Origin of the sequence: Nocardioides abyssi (assembly GCF_030412915.1) — a bacterium.
Taxonomy (GTDB): Bacteria; Actinomycetota; Actinomycetes; order Propionibacteriales; family Nocardioidaceae; genus Nocardioides; species Nocardioides abyssi.
Map to the genome: position 1 here is coordinate 1 of NZ_JAUHJR010000008.1, position 16,525 is coordinate 16,525.

At 72.6% G+C, this 16,525-nt stretch carries 17 protein-coding genes; 7 read left to right on the plus strand and 10 right to left on the minus strand.

What is annotated here, in order from left to right:
- Nucleotides 1-248: 248 nt before the first annotated feature.
- From QWY29_RS16150 to QWY29_RS16165, 4 genes are read right to left on the minus strand one after another with little or no spacing between them, the layout of a single operon-like run.
- A complete protein-coding gene (locus tag QWY29_RS16150; RefSeq protein WP_300962048.1) occupies nt 249-1,412 on the minus strand; it encodes an acetyl-CoA C-acetyltransferase in 1,164 nt (387 codons plus the stop codon).
- Nucleotides 1,405-2,013: a TetR/AcrR family transcriptional regulator gene (locus tag QWY29_RS16155; protein WP_300962049.1), complete on the minus strand. Its 609-nt coding sequence runs from the start codon at nt 2,011-2,013 to the stop codon at nt 1,405-1,407. The genes QWY29_RS16150 and QWY29_RS16155 overlap by 8 nt, the downstream gene beginning before the upstream one ends.
- A 12-nt stretch (nt 2,014-2,025) precedes the next feature.
- On the minus strand, nt 2,026-2,829 hold the full coding sequence (locus QWY29_RS16160; RefSeq protein WP_300962051.1) for an SDR family oxidoreductase: 804 nt from the start codon (nt 2,827-2,829) through the stop codon (nt 2,026-2,028).
- On the minus strand, nt 2,830-4,038 hold the full coding sequence (locus QWY29_RS16165) for an acyl-CoA dehydrogenase family protein (RefSeq protein WP_300962052.1): 1,209 nt from the start codon (nt 4,036-4,038) through the stop codon (nt 2,830-2,832).
- A gap of 64 nt (nt 4,039-4,102) precedes the next feature.
- On the opposite strand from QWY29_RS16165, the gene QWY29_RS16170 reads away from it, so the two are divergent.
- From QWY29_RS16170 to QWY29_RS16195, 6 genes are all read left to right on the plus strand, one after another.
- The gene (locus QWY29_RS16170; protein ID WP_300962293.1) at nt 4,103-5,671 is read left to right on the plus strand and encodes a FadD3 family acyl-CoA ligase; all 1,569 of its coding nucleotides are present in this window, start codon (nt 4,103-4,105) and stop codon (nt 5,669-5,671) included.
- Nucleotides 5,672-6,817, plus strand: coding sequence for an acyl-CoA dehydrogenase family protein (locus QWY29_RS16175; RefSeq protein WP_300962053.1), 1,146 nt, complete (start codon nt 5,672-5,674; stop codon nt 6,815-6,817).
- Nucleotides 6,814-7,701: an acyl-CoA dehydrogenase family protein gene (locus QWY29_RS16180; protein WP_300962054.1), complete on the plus strand. Its 888-nt coding sequence runs from the start codon at nt 6,814-6,816 to the stop codon at nt 7,699-7,701. Before QWY29_RS16175 ends, QWY29_RS16180 begins: the two co-directional genes overlap by 4 nt.
- A complete protein-coding gene (locus tag QWY29_RS16185; protein WP_300962055.1) occupies nt 7,701-8,684 on the plus strand; it encodes an acyl-CoA dehydrogenase family protein in 984 nt (327 codons plus the stop codon). Before QWY29_RS16180 ends, QWY29_RS16185 begins: the two co-directional genes overlap by 1 nt.
- 97 nt (nt 8,685-8,781) lie before the next feature.
- Complete coding sequence (locus tag QWY29_RS16190) at nt 8,782-8,916, plus strand: hypothetical protein (RefSeq protein WP_300962056.1); 135 nt, start codon at nt 8,782-8,784, stop codon at nt 8,914-8,916.
- 46 nt (nt 8,917-8,962) lie between these two features.
- Nucleotides 8,963-10,039: a spore photoproduct lyase family protein gene (locus QWY29_RS16195; protein WP_300962057.1), complete on the plus strand. Its 1,077-nt coding sequence runs from the start codon at nt 8,963-8,965 to the stop codon at nt 10,037-10,039.
- Between the two features lie 194 nt (nt 10,040-10,233).
- On the opposite strand, the gene QWY29_RS16200 is transcribed toward QWY29_RS16195, so the two are convergent.
- The gene (locus QWY29_RS16200) at nt 10,234-10,725 is read right to left on the minus strand and encodes a hypothetical protein (protein ID WP_300962058.1); all 492 of its coding nucleotides are present in this window, start codon (nt 10,723-10,725) and stop codon (nt 10,234-10,236) included.
- A gap of 90 nt (nt 10,726-10,815) precedes the next feature.
- On the opposite strand from QWY29_RS16200, the gene QWY29_RS16205 reads away from it, so the two are divergent.
- Complete coding sequence (locus tag QWY29_RS16205; protein WP_300962059.1) at nt 10,816-11,892, plus strand: winged helix DNA-binding domain-containing protein; 1,077 nt, start codon at nt 10,816-10,818, stop codon at nt 11,890-11,892.
- Here QWY29_RS16205 and QWY29_RS16210 read toward each other — a convergent pair.
- The 5 genes from QWY29_RS16210 to hsaD are packed head-to-tail and all read right to left on the minus strand — an operon-like array spanning nt 11,885 to nt 16,524.
- Complete coding sequence (locus tag QWY29_RS16210) at nt 11,885-12,520, minus strand: GrpB family protein (RefSeq protein WP_300962060.1); 636 nt, start codon at nt 12,518-12,520, stop codon at nt 11,885-11,887. The genes QWY29_RS16205 and QWY29_RS16210 overlap by 8 nt on opposite strands.
- Nucleotides 12,517-13,983 (minus strand): SulP family inorganic anion transporter, encoded by a 1,467-nt coding sequence (locus QWY29_RS16215; protein ID WP_300962061.1) that lies wholly within the window; start codon nt 13,981-13,983, stop codon nt 12,517-12,519. The genes QWY29_RS16210 and QWY29_RS16215 overlap by 4 nt, the downstream gene beginning before the upstream one ends.
- Nucleotides 13,984-14,039: 56 nt before the next feature.
- Nucleotides 14,040-14,696: a flavin reductase family protein gene (locus tag QWY29_RS16220; RefSeq protein ID WP_300962062.1), complete on the minus strand. Its 657-nt coding sequence runs from the start codon at nt 14,694-14,696 to the stop codon at nt 14,040-14,042.
- A 14-nt stretch (nt 14,697-14,710) separates the two neighbouring features.
- A complete protein-coding gene (hsaC, locus tag QWY29_RS16225) occupies nt 14,711-15,613 on the minus strand; it encodes an iron-dependent extradiol dioxygenase HsaC (RefSeq protein WP_300962063.1) in 903 nt (300 codons plus the stop codon).
- On the minus strand, nt 15,610-16,524 hold the full coding sequence (hsaD, locus tag QWY29_RS16230) for a 4,5:9,10-diseco-3-hydroxy-5,9,17-trioxoandrosta-1(10),2-diene-4-oate hydrolase (RefSeq protein WP_300962064.1): 915 nt from the start codon (nt 16,522-16,524) through the stop codon (nt 15,610-15,612). Before hsaD ends, hsaC begins: the two co-directional genes overlap by 4 nt.
- Between the last annotated feature and the right edge of the window lies 1 nt (nt 16,525).

Here is a 16,525-nt window from a genome sequence, read left to right on the forward strand (position 1 = left end):
GGACACGAGGGCCTCCGGTCAGTGAAGCGGTGAACTAGACAGCTCCACTTCACAACCGGAGGCCTTCGTCTGTCAGACAGGCTCACCGATGCCGGGCAGTACAACCTCCCTGAACATCACACCTAGTCCGCGCCGGCGGCGCACATTTCGTCGGCTGGCCGCTGAAAATCTCGGTGGGCCGATGATGTTTCAGCGGCCCACCGACAGATTCAACGGCTGGCCGCTGGAACATCCAACCCGGCCGACGCTCAGAGCCGCTCGAGGATCGTCACGTTGGCCTGCCCGCCGCCCTCGCACATGGTCTGCAGGCCGTAGCGGCCGCCGGTGCGCTCGAGCTCGTGGAGCAGGGTGGTCATCAGGCGGGTGCCGGTGGCGCCGATAGGGTGGCCCAGGGCGATGCCGCCGCCGTTGACGTTGACCTTCTCGTGGGGGACGCCGATCTCCTCCATCCAGGCCAGCACGACGGGCGCGAAGGCCTCGTTGCACTCGAAGAGGTCGATGTCGTCGACGGAGAGGCCGGTCTTCTCCAGCGCGTGGCGGGTGGCGCGGATCGGGCCGGTGAGCATCCAGACCGGGTCGTCGCCGCGCACCGAGAGGTGGTGGATGCGGGCGCGCGGGGTGAGCCCGTGGTCGGCGACGGCCTGCTCGGAGGCGATGAGCACCGCCGAGGAGGCGTCGCAGATCTGCGAGGCGACCGCGGCGGTGATGCGGCCGCCGGGGGCGAGCGGCTGGAGCGAGGCCATCTTCTCCAGCGACGTCTCCCGGGGGCACTGATCGACGGAGAAGACCGAGCCGTCCGGCAGCGTCACGGGCGCGACCTCGCGGTCGAAGCGGCCCTCGGCGATCGCGGTCAGGGCCCGCTCGTGGGAGGCCAGGGCGTAGGCCTCGAGCTGCTCGCGGGACAGGTCCCACTTCTCCGCGATCATCTCGGCGGAGCGGAACTGGCTGACCTCCTGGTCGCCGAACCGCTTCTGCCAGCCCGGCGACTCCGCGAACGGAGTGGTGAAGCCGTACTGCTGGCCGACGAGCATCGCCGCCGAGATCGGGATGGCCGACATGTTCTGCACGCCACCGGCGACGACGAGGTCCTGGGTGCCGGACATGACCGCCTGGGCGGCGAAGTGGACCGCCTGCTGCGAGGAGCCGCACTGGCGGTCGATGGTCACGCCGGGCACGTGGTCGGGCAGGCCCGCGACGAGCCAGGCCGTGCGCGCGACGTCGCCGGCCTGGGAGCCGATCGTGTCGCAGCACCCGAGGATCACGTCGTCGACGGCGCCGGGGTCGACGCCGGTGCGGTCGACCAGCGCGGAGATCGAGTGCGCGGCCAGGTCGGCGGAGTGCACGCCGGCGAGCGCCCCTCCGCGCTTGCCGGTCGGCGTGCGGACTGCGTCGACGATGAATGCTTCAGGCATGGGCGATCCCGTCTAGGAGGATGGTGAGGTACTGGTCCGCGACGTCGGTGTGGGTGAGCTTGCCGCCGGGGCGGTACCAGCGCACCGCCACCCAGACCGTGTCGCGGATGAAGCGGTAGGTGAGCTCGACGTCCAGGTCGGGCCGCAGCGCGCCGGAGGCCAGCCCGTCCTCGAGCAGCGTGATCCACACGTCGCGCGACTGGGCGTTGCGCTCGGCGAGGTAGGCGAAGCGCTCCTGCTGGCCGAGGAAGTCGGCCTCGTTCTGGAAGATCGCCACCTCGTGGCGGTGCCGGTCGATCGCCTCGAAGGAGAGCCGCACGGCCCGCTCGATCTTGGTCCGTGCGTCGTCGTCGCTGCGCAGGACCTCGTCGTACGCCGCGAACAGCTCGGCCTGGAACGACGACAGGATCTCGTCGACCATCGACTCCTTGGAGTCGAAGTGGTGGTAGAGGCTGCCCGAGAGGATCCCGGCGGCGTCGGCGATGTCGCGGACGGTCGTGTTCTTGAAGCCCCGGTCGGCGAAGAGCTCCGCGGCGATCGACAGCAGCTCTCGCCGGCGTCCGGTCGCTGCGGTGGTCGGGTGCGCGCCCTCGGTGCTCATGGGGAGATCGTCCTACGCCTGCTGGCTGGAGACGGCGACGACCTCGCCGGTCATGTACGACGCGTAGTCGCTGGCCAGGAAGACCATGACGTTCGCGACCTCCCACGGCTCGGCGGCCCGCCCGAACGCCTCGCGCGACTTCAGCTCGGCGAGCAGCTCGTCGGAGGTCACCTTGGCGAGGAACGGGTGCATGGCCAGGCTCGGGCTGACCGCGTTGACGCGGATGCCGTGCGGGGCGAGGTCGATCGCGGAGCAGCGGGTCAGCGCCATGACGCCGGCCTTGGCCGCGGCGTAGTGCGCCTGCCCCTTCTGGGCGCGCCACCCGATGACGGAGGCGTTGTTGACGATGACGCCCTTCTTCCCAGCCGCGACCATCCGCTGGCCGGCGGCGCGCACGCAGCGGAACGTGCCGGTGAGGGTGATGTCGAGGACGCGCAGCCACTGCTCGTCGGTCATCTCCAGCACGCTGGCCGTGCCGCCGAGGCCCGCGTTGTTGACCATGACGTCCACGCCGCCGAGCTCGTCGGCGACGTCGAGCAGCGCGGCCACCTGCGCCTCGTCGGTGACGTCGCAGACCCGCTGGCGCACGCGCTCGGCGCCGAACTCCGCGGCCAGCGCCTCCTCTGCCTCTGCCAGGCGGCGCTCGTGGGTGTCGCTGAAGACGACCGCCTTGGCGCCCTCCTCCAGCACGCGGCGCACGACGGCGGCGCCGATGCCCGCGCCGGCAGCGGCGGTCACGACGACGACCTTGCCGGCCAGCAGGTCGTGGCCCGGCACGTAGGCGGGGGCGGGCTGCTCGGGACGGGTGGTGGTCATTCAGACGCCTTTCGGTTCACGCGGGAGCCCGAGCACGCGCTCGGCCAGGATGTTGCGCTGCACCTCGTCGCTGCCGCCGTAGATCGAGTCGGCGCGCGCGAAGAGGAAGAGTCGTTGCCACTCGTCGAGGTCGTACGGCGCGGCGCGGGCGGTCAGCCCGGCGGTGCCGAGCACGTCCATCGCGACCTCGCCGAGCCGCTTGTGCCACGCGGCCCACACGAGCTTGAAGATCGACGCCGCTCCCCCGCCGGCCGCGGAGTCCTCGCCGCCGGTGACGGCCGAGAGCCCCCGCATCGCGTTGAAGCGCATCACCTCGAGCTCGACGGTGAGGTCGGCGAGCCGGTCGCGCAGCAGCGGGTCGTCGATCGCGCCGTTGGCCTTCGCGAGGTCGACGACCCCGCGCAGCTCGCGGGCGAAGCCGACGACCTGGCCGAGCACGGAGACGCCGCGCTCGAAGCCGAGCAGTCCCATCGCCACCCGCCAGCCCTGGCCGGGCTCGCCGACGACGAGGTCGGCGTCGGTGCGGGCGCCGGTGAGGAAGACCTCGTTGAACTCCGAGCCACCGGTCAGCTGCTCGATCGGGCGGACCTCGACGCCCTCCTGGTCCAGCGGCACGAGGAGAAAGGAGAGACCGTGGTGGCGCTGCGACCCGGGCTCGGTGCGGGCGACGACGAAGACCCACTGGGAGAAGTGGGCGTTCGAGGTCCACACCTTCTGCCCGTCGATGACCCACTGCGGCCCGTCGGGGCCGTCCTCGAGGCGCGCCTTGGTCTGGACGTTGGCGAGGTCGGAGCCGGCGCCGGGCTCGGAGTAGCCCTGCGCCCACAGCTCCTCGACCGCGCGGATCCGGGGCAGGAAGCGCTGCTGCTGCTCGGGGGTGCCGAAGGCGATGAGCGTGGGGCCGAGCAGCTCCTCGCCGAGGTGGTTGAGCCGCGCGGGGGCGTTCGACCGGGCGTACTCCTCGTGGAAGATCACCTGCTGCGACAGCGACAGCCCGCGCCCGCCGTGCTCGGTCGGCCAGCCCACGCACGTCCAGCCGTGCTCGGCGAGCAGGCGGTTCCAGGCGAGCCGCTCCTCGATCGCCTCGTGGTCGCGACCCGGACCGCCGAGGCCCTTGAGCGCGGCGTGCTCGCCGCGCAGGTGCTCCTCGAGGAAGTCCCGCACCTCGGCACGGAAGGCCTCGTCCTCGGCCGAGTAGGTCAGGTCCACGGGTGCTACAGTACCAAGCAATTGCTTGGTTGGGCACCAGGGACCTCAGGAGGTGACGGTGACGATGGCGGCGGAGCAGACGATCCCGGCCGCGCTCGGCGCGGCGGCGGACCGTTTCGGCGACCACCCGGCGTACGTCGAGGACGGCGAGATCGTCACCTTCCTCGAGCTGCTGCGCCGCGTGCGGCGCGCGGCGCGGGCGTACGTCGCCCTCGGACTGCGTCCCGGTGACCGGGTGTGCGTGTGGGCGCCCAACAGCGTCGACTGGGTCGTGGCCGCGCTCGCGACGTCGTACGCCGGCGGCGTGCTCGTCCCGCTGAACTCCCGCTACACCGCCCACGAGGTCGCCGACGTGGTCGAGCGGACCGCCGCGCGGCTGGTGGTCGTGGCCGACGGGTTCCTGGGGCGCACCCAGCTCGCCGACCTGCGGGCGACCGGCGAGCACCCCTCGGTGCTGGCGCTCGTGGACCTCGCCGACCTCGGCGGGCTCGACATGAGCGATGTGACCACCGCCGACGTCGACGCGATCGCGGAGTCGGTCTCCCCCGACGACGTCGCCGACATCCTCTTCACCTCCGGCACGACCGGCCGCAGCAAGGGCGCGATGTCCGCCCACCGCCAGACCGTGGGCGTGGCCCGCGCCTGGGGCGAGCTCGGCGGCGTGACCGGCGAGGACCGCTACCTGGCGCTCAACCCGTTCTTCCACTCCTTCGGCTACAAGGTCGGCATCGTCACCGGCCTGGTCACCGGCGCGACGCTCTACCCGCTCGCGACGTTCGACCTCGAGCTGACGATGCGGCTCGTCGAGCAGGAGCGGATCACCGTGCTGCCCGGTGCGCCGACGATCTACCAGTCGCTGCTGGCCGCGCCCGGCCGCGAGCAGCGCGACCTGTCCTCGCTGCGGCTCGCCGTCACCGGCGCCGCGGTCGTGCCCGTCGTGCTCGTCGAGCGGATGCGGCAGCCGGCCCCCGAGGGCCTGGGCTTCGACCAGGTCGTCACCGCGTTCGGGATGACCGAGGCGGTCGTGGCCACGATGGCGCGCGCCGGCGACCCCGCCGACCTGGTCGCCAGCACCTGCGGCCGCGCGATCCCCGGCATGGAGGCCCGCATCGACGCTCCGTCCGGCGAAGGGGCCGGCGAGCTGCTGCTGCGCGGCGACTACGTGATGCTCGGCTACCTCGACGACGAGGAGGCCACGGCAGCCGCGATCGACGCGGACGGCTGGCTGCACACCGGTGACGTCGGCACGCTCGACGAGGCCGGCAACCTGCGGATCACCGACCGGCTCAAGGACATGTACATCTCCGGCGGCTTCAACGTCTACCCCGCCGAGGTCGAGCAGCTGCTCGCCCGGCTCGAGGGCGTGGCGGACGTCGCGGTCGTCGGGGTCCCGGACGAGCGGATGGGCGAGGTCGGGGCGGCGTACGTCGTCCGCGCGGCCGGCCCGGCGGGCGAGGCGCTCACCGCCGACGACGTCGTCGCGTGGTGCAAGGAGCGGCTGGCCAACTTCAAGGTCCCGCGGCGCGTGGCGTTCCTCGACGCCCTGCCGCGGAACCTGTCCGGCAAGGTGCTCAAGACCGAGCTCCGATCCCAGCCCAGAGACCAGCCCGAAGACCAGCTCAGGAGCGAGTAGATGGACCTGACCCTGTCCGAGTCGGAGCTGGCCTTCCAGGCCGAGGCGCGGGAGTGGCTGGCCGCCAACGTGCCGGCCGAGCCGCTGCCCTCGATGGACACCGAGGCCGGCTGGAGGGCCCACCAGGAGTGGGAGGCCCGGCTCGCCGAGGCCCGCTGGTCGGTCGTGTCCTGGCCGACGGAGTACTCCGGCCGCGAGGCGTCCCTGGTGGAGTGGGTGGTCTTCGAGGAGGAGTACTACCGCGCCGGTGCGCCCGGCCGCGTCTCCCAGAACGGCATCTTCCTGCTCGCGCCGATCATCTTCGACCACGGCACGCAGGAGCAGCAGGACCGCTTCCTGCCGACGATGGCGACCGGCGAGCGGATCTGGGCGCAGTGCTGGTCCGAGCCCGAGGCCGGCTCCGACCTGGCGTCGCTGCGCTCGACCGCCCGGCGCGACGACGAGCGCGGCGGCTGGGTGCTCAACGGGCAGAAGACCTGGTCCTCACGGGCGGCCCTCGCCCACTGGGGCTTCGGCCTCTTCCGCTCCGACCCCGAGGCGCAGCGCCACGCAGGGCTGACCTACTTCCTCTTCCCCCTCGACGCCGACGGGATCACCGTGCGGCCGATCGCGCAGCTCGACGGCGAGGCCGGCTTCGCCGAGGTGTTCTTCGAGGACGTCTTCGTCCCGGACTCCGACGTGCTCGGCGCGCCCGGCGACGGGTGGCGGGTCGCCATGTCGACCGCCGGCAACGAGCGCGGCCTCTCGCTGCGCTCCCCCGGCCGGTTCTGCGCCGCCGCGGACCGGCTCGTCGAGCTCTTCCGCTCGACCGAGCAGCCGCCCGCGGGCGCCGGCGACCGGGTGGTCGACGCGTGGGTCCGGGCCCAGGCCTACCGGCTCTACACGTGGGGCACGGTGACCCGGCTCGCCGCCGGCGGCGACATGGGCGCCGCGGGGTCGGTCAACAAGGTCTTCTGGTCCGAGCTCGACATCGCGCTGCACGAGACCGCGCTCGACCTGCTCGGGCCCGAGGCCGAGGTCGCCTCGCCGTGGCTGGACGGCTACACGTTCTCGCTCTCCGGCCCGATCTACGCCGGCACCAACGAGATCCAGCGCAACATCGTCGCCGAGCGGATCCTCGGCCTGCCGCGGGAGGTCCGCAAGTGAGGTTCGTGCTCGACGGGGACCAGCGCGACTTCGCCGGCGCGCTCGAGTCGCTCCTCTCCGGCGCCGACACCGTCGCCGCCGCGCGCGCCTGGGCCGACGGCGACCACGCCCCCGGCCTGGCGCTGTGGCGCCGGCTTGCCGAGCTCGGGGTGCTCTCGCTGGCCACCGACGCCACCCCGGTCGAGGTGGCGATCGCGTTCGAAGCGCTGGGCCGGCACGCGGTCCCCGGGCCGTGGATCGAGTCCGCGGCGTACCTCCCGGTCGCGCTCGGCCGCGAGGTCGAGGGCGTCGCCACCGTGGCGCTGCCGCCGCACGTGCCGCACGCGCTCGACGCCGACGTCGCCGACGAGGTGTACGTCGGCAGCACGCTCGTCGACGAGGTCGGTGAGCAGCTGGGCTCGGTCGACCCCACCCGGCGGCTGTTCCGGGTGGTGGGCGACGGTCCGGTCGACCTCGACGGCCCGGTCCGCGAGGCGTTCGACCTCGCCGTCCTCGCCACCGCCGCCGAGCTGCTCGGCGCGGGCGAGCGGGTGCTCGCCGACGCGGTCGCCTACGTCAAGCAGCGCAAGCAGTTCGGTCGGGAGATCGGGTCGTACCAGGCGATCAAGCACGCGCTGGCCGACGTGCGGATCGCCCTCGACTTCGCCCGGCCCCTGGTGCACGGCGCCGCGCTCGGCGAGGTCGACGTCTCGGCGGCGAAGGTCGCCTGCGGCGACGCGGCGTACCTCGCCTCCCGCACGGGCCTGCAGGTGCACGGCGCGATCGGCTACACCCAGGAGCTCGACCTGAGCCTGTGGTTGACCCGGATCCGCGCCCTGGTGACCGCCTGGGGCACGCCGGCCTTCCACCGCGGGCGGCTGCTCCAGCAGCTCGGGGCGAGCTGATGGACTTCGCGCTCACCGAGGAGCAGCAGGAGCTCGCCTCGACGGTCCGCTCGCTGCTGGCCAAGCGGGCCGACCCGCGGGTGGAGACCTACGACGAGCAGCTGTGGCAGCTGCTGTGCGAGCAGATCGGCGTGGCCGCGCTCGGCATCCCCGAGGAGCACGGGGGCGCGGGGTTCAGCCTGTTCGAGTCGCTCGTCGCGCTCGAGGAGGTCGGCCGGTCCCTGGTGCCGTCGCCGCTGCTGTCCTCGCTGGTCACCTCGGAGGCGCTGCTGGCCGGGGCGAACGAGGACGCCAGGGGCGAGCTGCTCCCCCGGCTCGCGGGCGGTGAGGTGGGCGCGTTCGTGGACGCGACCGGTGGCCGCACCACGGTGCCGGACGTGCTCGACGGCGACCTCGCGACCGTCCTGGTCGCCGCCACCGACGACGGGCTGTGGCTGCTGGACGCCGACGCGACCGCCCGGGAGTGGACGCCGTCGATGGACCAGACGATCCGGCTGGCCCGCGTCGAGGTCGACACCGCGGCCGCGACCCGCATCGGGGACGGCCCGGCCGCCGCGGCGCGCGCGGCGCTGGTGGGGGCCGCGGGCGTCGCCGCGCTCCAGGTCGGCACGGCCGCCCGGGCGCTGGAGATGACGGTCGCCTACTCGAAGGAGCGGGTGCAGTTCGGTCGCCCGATCGGTTCCTTCCAGGCGCTCAAGCACCGGATGGCCGACATGCTGGTGCGGGTCGAGATGGCCCGCTCGGCGTCCTGGGCGGCGGCGTACGCCGTCTCGGGCGGCACCGCCGACGCCGAGCGCCTGGCGCACGTCGCGGGGGCGTACTGCTCCGACGCGCTGACCTCGATCGCCGCCGAGACCGTGCAGCTGCACGGCGGCATCGCGATCACCTGGGAGCACGACGCGCACCTGGTGCTCAAGCGGGCGCACTCCCTCGGCCAGCTCTTCGGCACGGCGCGTGCGCATCGCGCTGCCGTGCCTCTCTGACACCGCGCGCAGACCTGTGAGGAACGACACCGGGCTGTTCCTCCGCCGTTCCCGATCTGTGCCTGTGACCTGCAGAAACGCCGACTAAGTTGAGGACATGAGCATCGACATCGACGTCACCGAGAACCAGTCGTCCGCGGTAGCCGAGGCCTCGGAGGCGTCCGAGGCCGCCCAGGCGCAGGACGACTTCCCGATCGGCATGCTCGCCAACCCGATCCGCACCCGGATCTGACCCCCGCCCCGGGACTGTCCGGGGCCGCTCGCGTGTTGGACAGGTGATGACGACACGCACCCATGCCGAGCGGATGCTCGACGTCAGGACGATCTTCCACGAGCCGGACATCGAGTCCTACCCCCGCGGCGCCGAGATCCTGGCCCGCTTCCCCGACGCCGAACGGGTGCCGGTGCTCTCGCACCAGGCGATCCCCGGTCTCTACGGCAACGAGGGCAACGTCGAGGACTGGGTCCGCAACAAGCGCGAGGTGCTCGTGCTCGGCGTGAAGAAGTCGTTGAGCGCCCGGCCGAACGGCCGCAGCTCCGACTTCATCGCCCCCTCGACGTCCAACGGCTGCGCGATGGCCTGCTCCTACTGCTACGTCCCCCGCCGCAAGGGCTACGCGAACCCGATCACCGCGTTCGTCAACATCGAGAAGATCCTCGGCTACCTCGAGCGCCACGCCGGCCGCCAGGGCCCCAAGACCGTGCCGAACCAGTGCGACCCGGTCGACTTGGTCTACGACCTCGGCGAGAACGGCGACTGCTCGGTCGACGCGCTGTTCAGCGACAACGTCCGAGACCTGGTCGACCTCTACGCCCGGCTCGACGGCGCCAAGGCCAGCTTCGCCACCAAGTTCGTCAACCGCGACCTGCTCGACTGGGACCCGCGCGGCGGCACCCGTGTCCGCTTCTCGCTCATGCCCGAGGAGATGTCGAAGCGGCTCGACCTGCGCACCTCGCGGATCGCGGATCGGATCGCCGCGATCGACGACTTCGTCGAGGCCGGCTACGAGGTGCACCTCAACTTCAGCCCGGTCGTCGTCCACGAGGACTGGAAGGCCGAGTGGGCCGAGCTGCTCGAGCAGGTCGCCGACGGGATCGGCGACAAGGCCAAGGCCCAGCTGGCCTGCGAGGTCATCTTGCTCACCCACAACGAGCAGCTGCACGAGGTCAACCTGGGCTGGCACCCGAAGGGCGAGGAGCAGCTGTGGCGCCCCGACCTCCAGCAGCGCAAGCGCTCCGAGAGCGGCCAGGAGAACGTCCGCTACAAGGTCGCCTGGAAGCGTCGCTGGGTCGACGAGCTCGTCGGCATGATCGGCGAGACGCTCCCCACCTGCCGGGTCCGCTACGCGTTCTGAGCGGCCGGGGGCACAGACGGACGTCGGGACCGGTTCACCGGTCAACCGGTGGATTGGTGAGCTTGACCGTAGGAACGCGCGCTTGACCGACGATCCTTCATCGGTCAGGCGTGAGTCTCGTCGGTCAAGTAGCCGTGCGTCCCCCTCGGTTCATCGGCGCGGTCACGACACGGCTCGCCCAGCGGCTCGCCCGATCAGCCAGCTGGTTGGGCGAGGCCGGCGCCGGTGAAGGACTCGTCGGCGGTGACGTCGCGGACGACGTCGAGCCAGGCGGGAACGGTGACGGCGGGGCCGTCGCTGCCGTCGATCTCGGCGACCGTCGTGCCGTCGGCGTGGACGTCGACGACGATGACGACGCCGTCGCGGCGGACCTTGTAGCGGGTCTTGGACAGCCCGCGGCCCGGGAGCGCGGAGAGCAGCGACCACTCGGCGTCGTTGAGGTAGAGGTTCGTGCAGGCGACCTCGGCGGCGTCGTCGCCGAGGCGGACCTTCTGGGTCAGCTTGCGGGTGACCGTGCCGTCCGCGGCGCGGACCTCGCGCAGGCGCAGGCGGGTCCCGTCGACGTACCGGTCGACGATCTCCACCGCCTCAGCGGTCTCAGGGGTCTCGGCCAGCTCCTCGGGCAGCGAGGCGAGGAGGTAGCGGCGCTCCCGCTCGACGACGGCGTACTTCAGCGACACGGACACCGCGGGAGCGTACGCCGCCGACGACATCGAGACGGACACCGAGACGCAGATCGCTTGTCACCGTCGGTGGGCGCCGCCAGACTCCCGAGGATGACCCCGCACGAGATCGCCCGGTGGCGGTTCGCGGCCCAGCACCTCGCCGCGCCCCACGCGGCGTCGGCGACCGAGGTCGTCGCACACCTGCTGGCCGTGCAGGCCGAGAACCCGGGCCAGTCCGCCTGGGCCGTGGCCACCCGCACCGAGCAGCCCGACGCGGCCGACCTCGCCGGCCTGCTGACCAGCGGCGCGGTCATCCGCACCCACGTCCTGCGCCCGACCTGGCACCTCGTCGCGGCGGCCGACCTCACCTGGCTGCTCGAGCTGACCGCGCCGCGGGTCCGGCCGACGCTGCTGCGCCAGCTCACCGACGGCGGCTGGACGACGGCCGACCTCGACCGAGCGGTCGCGGCCGTGATGGACGCGCTGGCCGAGCGGGCCGACCGCACCCGCGACGAGGTCGGCGCAGCGCTGGCCGAGCGGGGCGTGGCGACGACCGGCCACGAGCTGATGCTGCTGCTCGGCCTCACCGAGCTCGACCGGCTCGTCTGCAGCGGCCGGCCGACCGCGGAGGGCACGCACACCTACGCGGCGTACGCCGACCGGGTGCCCGCCGGACGCCGGCCCGACCGCGAGGAGGCGCTGGGCGAGCTCACCCGTCGGTACGTGACCGGGCACGGTCCGGCGACCGAGCGCGACCTGGCCTACTGGGCCACGCTCCCCCTCGGCGACGTGCGCCGCGGGCTCGCCGCCGCGCGCGACGACCTGGCCTGCTTCGAGCACGACGGCCGGACGTTCTGGCACGCCGCGGGCGCGACGCCGCCGACCGACGACCAGGAACCGGCCGGGCACCTGCTGCAGCTCCTCGACGAGACCTACCGCGGCTTCCAGGACAGCCGGATGCTCATCGACGCCGCCGGCATCGTCCCGGCGGGCCGGGAGGCCGCGATCGGCATGGCGGTCGTCGACGCCCAGCTCGTCGGCCGGATGAAGCGGACCGTGGGCCGCCGGGCGCGGTTCGACGTCGTCCCCCACCGACCGCTGGACCGGCCGGAGGTGCGGGCGCTGGAGGCCGCGGCCGCGCGGTACGCCGCGTTCCTCGGCCTCGAGCCCGACCTGCGGATCAGCTAGGCCCGGCCGTCCGCGGGTGGGGCTCGTGCGGGTGCGCCGGGTCGGCGGCCAGCGCACGCTCGTAGAGGTCGTAGACCAGCGCGGCCTTGTGGTTGTTGTAGTCCATCGCGTCGGCGAACGACCGCTCCGAGGCGATCCGCTGCTTGAACGAGCCGTACGCCGCCCGGTCGGCCGGGTCCGCGCGCAGGTGGTCGCGGAACAGCACGTGCCGCCGCGGCTCGGTCGCGCCGGGACCGAAGACGTGCACGTTGCTGACCGGGTCTGCTCCGCGGAGCATCCGGTGCTCCTCCCAGTCCGGCTCGCGCACCCGCAGGACGAACCCGGCCGCCTCGAGGTCGGGCAACCAGGCGGCCTCGTCGGCGGGGTCGGCGACGACGAGGTCGACGTCGATGACCGGCTTCGCGGGCAGGCCGGGCACCGCCGTGGAGCCGACGTGCTGGACAGCGAGCACCCGGTCGCCGAGCGCCGCGCGGAGGCGGCGCTCCACGACGGCGTACTGATCCGGCCAGGCGGGGTCGGGCGCGACGACCTCCACGGGCGGCTGCGGGGTGGCGTCGACGCGGACCGCCGCGACCGCGTCGAGGTCGGCGAGCTCGAAGGGTCGCCACAGCGGGTGGGTGGCGCTCATGGCAGGTTCCCCGAGAGCCGGCCGTGCATGGCGGCGCTGGCCTGGTTGAGGCCGACCAGCTCGACGGACTTGCCGCGGGCCGCGTACCGCGTGGTGACGGTGTCGAGGGTGGCCACGGTCGAGGCGTCCCACACGTGGGAGGCGGTGAGGTCGACGACGACGTGGTCGGGGTCCTCGCCGTAGCGGAAGTGCTCGTCGAGCTCGTTGCTGGAGGCGAAGAACAGCTCGCCGTCCACGACGTAGGTGACGCTGTCACCGTCGACGCGGCGCTCGACGTCGACCAGGTGCGCGACCCGGCGGGCGAAGAGGCTCATGGCGACGAGCGTGCCGACGACGACGCCGATCGCGAGGTTGTGGGTGGCGACGACGACCACGACGGTCACGACCATGACCGCGGTCTCGCTGCGCGGCATCCGTCGCAGCGTGCGCGGGTGGATCGAGTGCCAGTCGAAGGTCGCGACCGAGACCATGACCATCACCGCGACGAGCGCGGCCATCGGGATGAGGGCGACCGTGTCGCCGAGGCCCACGACGAGGACGAGCAGGAACGCGCCGGCGCAGAAGGTCGAGATCCGCGTGCGGGCGCCCGACACCTTCACGTTGATCATCGTCTGGCCGATCATCGCGCAGCCGCCCATGCCGCCGGTGAACCCGGTGACGACGTTGGCGACGCCCTGCGCCCACGACTCGCGGGTCTTGTCCGAGCCGGTGTCGGTGACGTCGTCGACGAGCTTCGCGGTCAGCAGCGACTCGAGCAGGCCGACCAGCGCCATGCCCAGCGCGTAGGGACCGATGATGCGCAGCGTCTCGAGGTCCAGCGGCACGTCCGGCAGCAGGAACGAGGGCAGGCTGTCGGGCAGCTCGCCCTCGTCGCCGACGTCGGGCAGCGAGAGGCCGGCGGCGAGCGTGACGGCCGTCAGCACGACGATCGCGACCAGCGGCGCCGGCACGACGGTGGTCAGCCGCGGCAGCAGCACGATGACCGCCAGGCCGGCCGCCAGCATCGGGTAGACCAGCCACGGCACGTCGACCAGGTGCGGCACCTGCGCGACGAAGATCAGGATCGCCAGGGAGTTGACGAACCCGACCATCACCGAGCGCGGCACGAACCGCATCAGCCGGGCCACCCCGCCCAGGGCGAGCGCCACCTGGAGCAGGCCGGCCAGCACGACGGTGGCCAGGAAGTAGTCGACCCCGTGGTCACGGACCACCGGGGCTATGACCAGTGCGACGGCGCCCGTGGCGGCCGAGATCATCGCGGGCCGGCCGCCGAGGATCGCGGTCGTCACCGCCATCGTGAACGACGCGTAGAGGCCGAGCCGCGGGTCGACCCCGGCGATGATGGAGAACGAGATCGCCTCGGGGATCAGCGCCAGGGCCACCACCAGGCCCGCGAGCACCTCGGTGCGCAGCAGGCGGGGCGATCGCAGGGCGCTCCGGACGGTCGGTGCGGAGGCAGTCACAAGCCGATGACGTTACCGCCGCGGCGTACGCCGTCCCGCATCGTCGGCGGGCGGGCTCAGCGGGTCGTGCCGTACTTCCCGCGGTAGAACAGCAGCGGGTCCACCGGCGCGTCCTCGGGCGCGGTGGCCAGGTGGAGCACCCGGCCGATGACGACCCAGTGGTCGCCGGCTTCGTGCACCGCGTGGACGCTGCAGTCGACGTGGGCCAGCGAGCCCTCGAGCACCGGCGAGCCGGTGGCCTCGGAGGGGTGCCAGGCGACGCCGGCGAACTTGTCGGTGCCGCGGCTGGCCATCTGGTTGGACAGCTCGGCCTGGCCGTCGGCGAGGAAGTTGACGCAGAACCGGCCCGAGCGCTGGATCAGCGGCCACGCGCGCGAGGTCTTCGCCGGGACGAAGAGCACCAGCGGCGGGTCGAGGGAGACGCTGGAGAACGACTGGCAGGTCATGCCGACCGGCTCGCCGCCGCTGGTCGCCGTGACCACGGTGACGCCGGAGGCGAAGCGGCCGAGCACGTCGCGGAAGTGACGCGCCTCGGCCTGCCGGGCCGGGTCGTCGGTGGGGACGGCCGAGCCCTCGCCGGGGCCGAGCGGCTCGATCTCGTAGGCCTCGCTGCCCAGCCAGGACGCGATCAGCTCGGGGCTGGGCCAGGTCTCGGCGGCGTTGGGGTTCATGCCGTCCGGGATGTCCGCGGAGGCCCCCGAGTGGGCTGACATGGTCCCCACGCTAGTCACTGTGCTCCGCCGCCGAAGTCGTGGCCCCAGTAGGACACGGCGGTCGACTCGCGGGCCACCCACTTGCCGTCGTCGACCTGCAGGCCGTCGGTGCCGAACTCGACGTCGAAGCCGGCGGGCGACTTCACGTAGAACGACACCATCTCGTCGTTCATGTGCCGCCCGAGGGTCGCCGAGAGCGGCGCCTTGTGCTTGCGGACCCGCTCCAGCGCGCGGCCCACGTGGTCGAGCTCGTCGACCTCGAGCATGATGTGGACGCACTTGGCCGGGTTCGGCATCGGCAGGAACGCCAGCGAGTGGTGGCGCGGGTTGACGCCGAGGAACCGCAGCCAGACCTTCGAGCCCGGCTCCTTGCCGACGAACTCGCCGGGCATGCTCATCGAGTCGCGCAGGCGGAAGCCGAGGACGTCGGTGTAGAAGCGCAGCGCCTCGACGTCGTCGAGCACCGGGATGACGATGTGGCCCATCCCCTGGTCGCCGGTGACGAACCTCGCTGCGTACGGCGTGACGATCGGCCGGGACTCGTAGGTGATGCCGTGGAAGAGCTCGAAGACGTTGTCCCACGGGTCGGCGAACCGGATCATCTCCTGCACGCGGCGCTCGTCGAGCTCCTCCTTGGTCGCCTCGTCGAAGACGACGCCGGCCTTCTGCAGGTGCTCGCGGGCCTCCTGCAGCGCCTGGTGGTCCGCGACCTCCCAGCCGGTGGCCTCCAGCAGGTCGTGGTCGGAGGGGACGACGACGAGCCGGGCGGAGACCTCGTCGATCCGCCAGTACTGGTGGGCGGGGTTCGGCCCGCGGCCCTCGGCGAGACCGAGGACCTTGCCGGCGAAGACCTTCCACTGCTCGGGGTCGGTCGACGCCACGCGGACGTAGCCCATGGACCTGATGCTGATGGTCACGACGTGGCCTTTCGGGGTCGTTCGACGTGCCTGGCCAGGAACGCGGTGGTGACCTCGGCGAACTCCTCGGCCGCCTCGATCTGCGCCCAGTGCCCGCAGTTGGGGAAGACGTGCAGCTGCGCCTTGGGGATCAGCTTGAGCGCGACCACGGCGCCGTCGAGCGGGTTGACCCGGTCCTCGCGGCCCCACGTCAGCAGCGTGTGCTTGCGCAGGCGGTGCGCCTCGCGCCATAGCATGCCGTCCTCGGCCGTCTCGGGGTTCCAGAACGACATGCCCATCGAGCGCATCGCGTCCTGCGCGCCCGGGGCGGTCGCGTCGGCGAAGCGCTGCTCGACCAGCTCGTCGGTCACCAGCGACTGGTCGACGACCATCGTGGAGATGAACGCGCGGAGCTTCTCGCGGGTCGGGTCGGCGCCGAACTCCATCAGGCGCTTCACGCCCTCGGTCGGGTCGGCGTGGAAGATGTTGAGCGAGAGCCCACCGGGACCCATCAGCACCAGCCGGCCGACGCGGTCGGGGTGGGTGAGCGCCAGCCGCATCGCCGTACCGCCGCCGAGGCTGTTGCCGAGCAGGTGCACCCGCTCGATGCCGAGCTCGTCGAGCAGGCGGACGACGTGGTCCGCGGCGAACCGGTAGTAGTTGCCCACCACCGGCGGCTTGTCGGAGCCGCCGAAGCCCGGCTGGTCGACCAGCAGCGTGCGGAAGTGCTGGGCGAAGTGCGGCAGCGCGGGACCGAAGTTCGACCACGCCGAGGCGCCGGGGCCACCGCCGTGCAGCATCACCAGCGGCAGCCCGCCACCGAGGTCGGACGGCTGGGTATCGGGGGCGGCCTCGTAGTAGTTGAGCGTCAGGTCGCCGGCCTTGGCCGAGCGGCGGACGCTCTCCTGGGCGAACCTGGTGTCGCCGGCCACG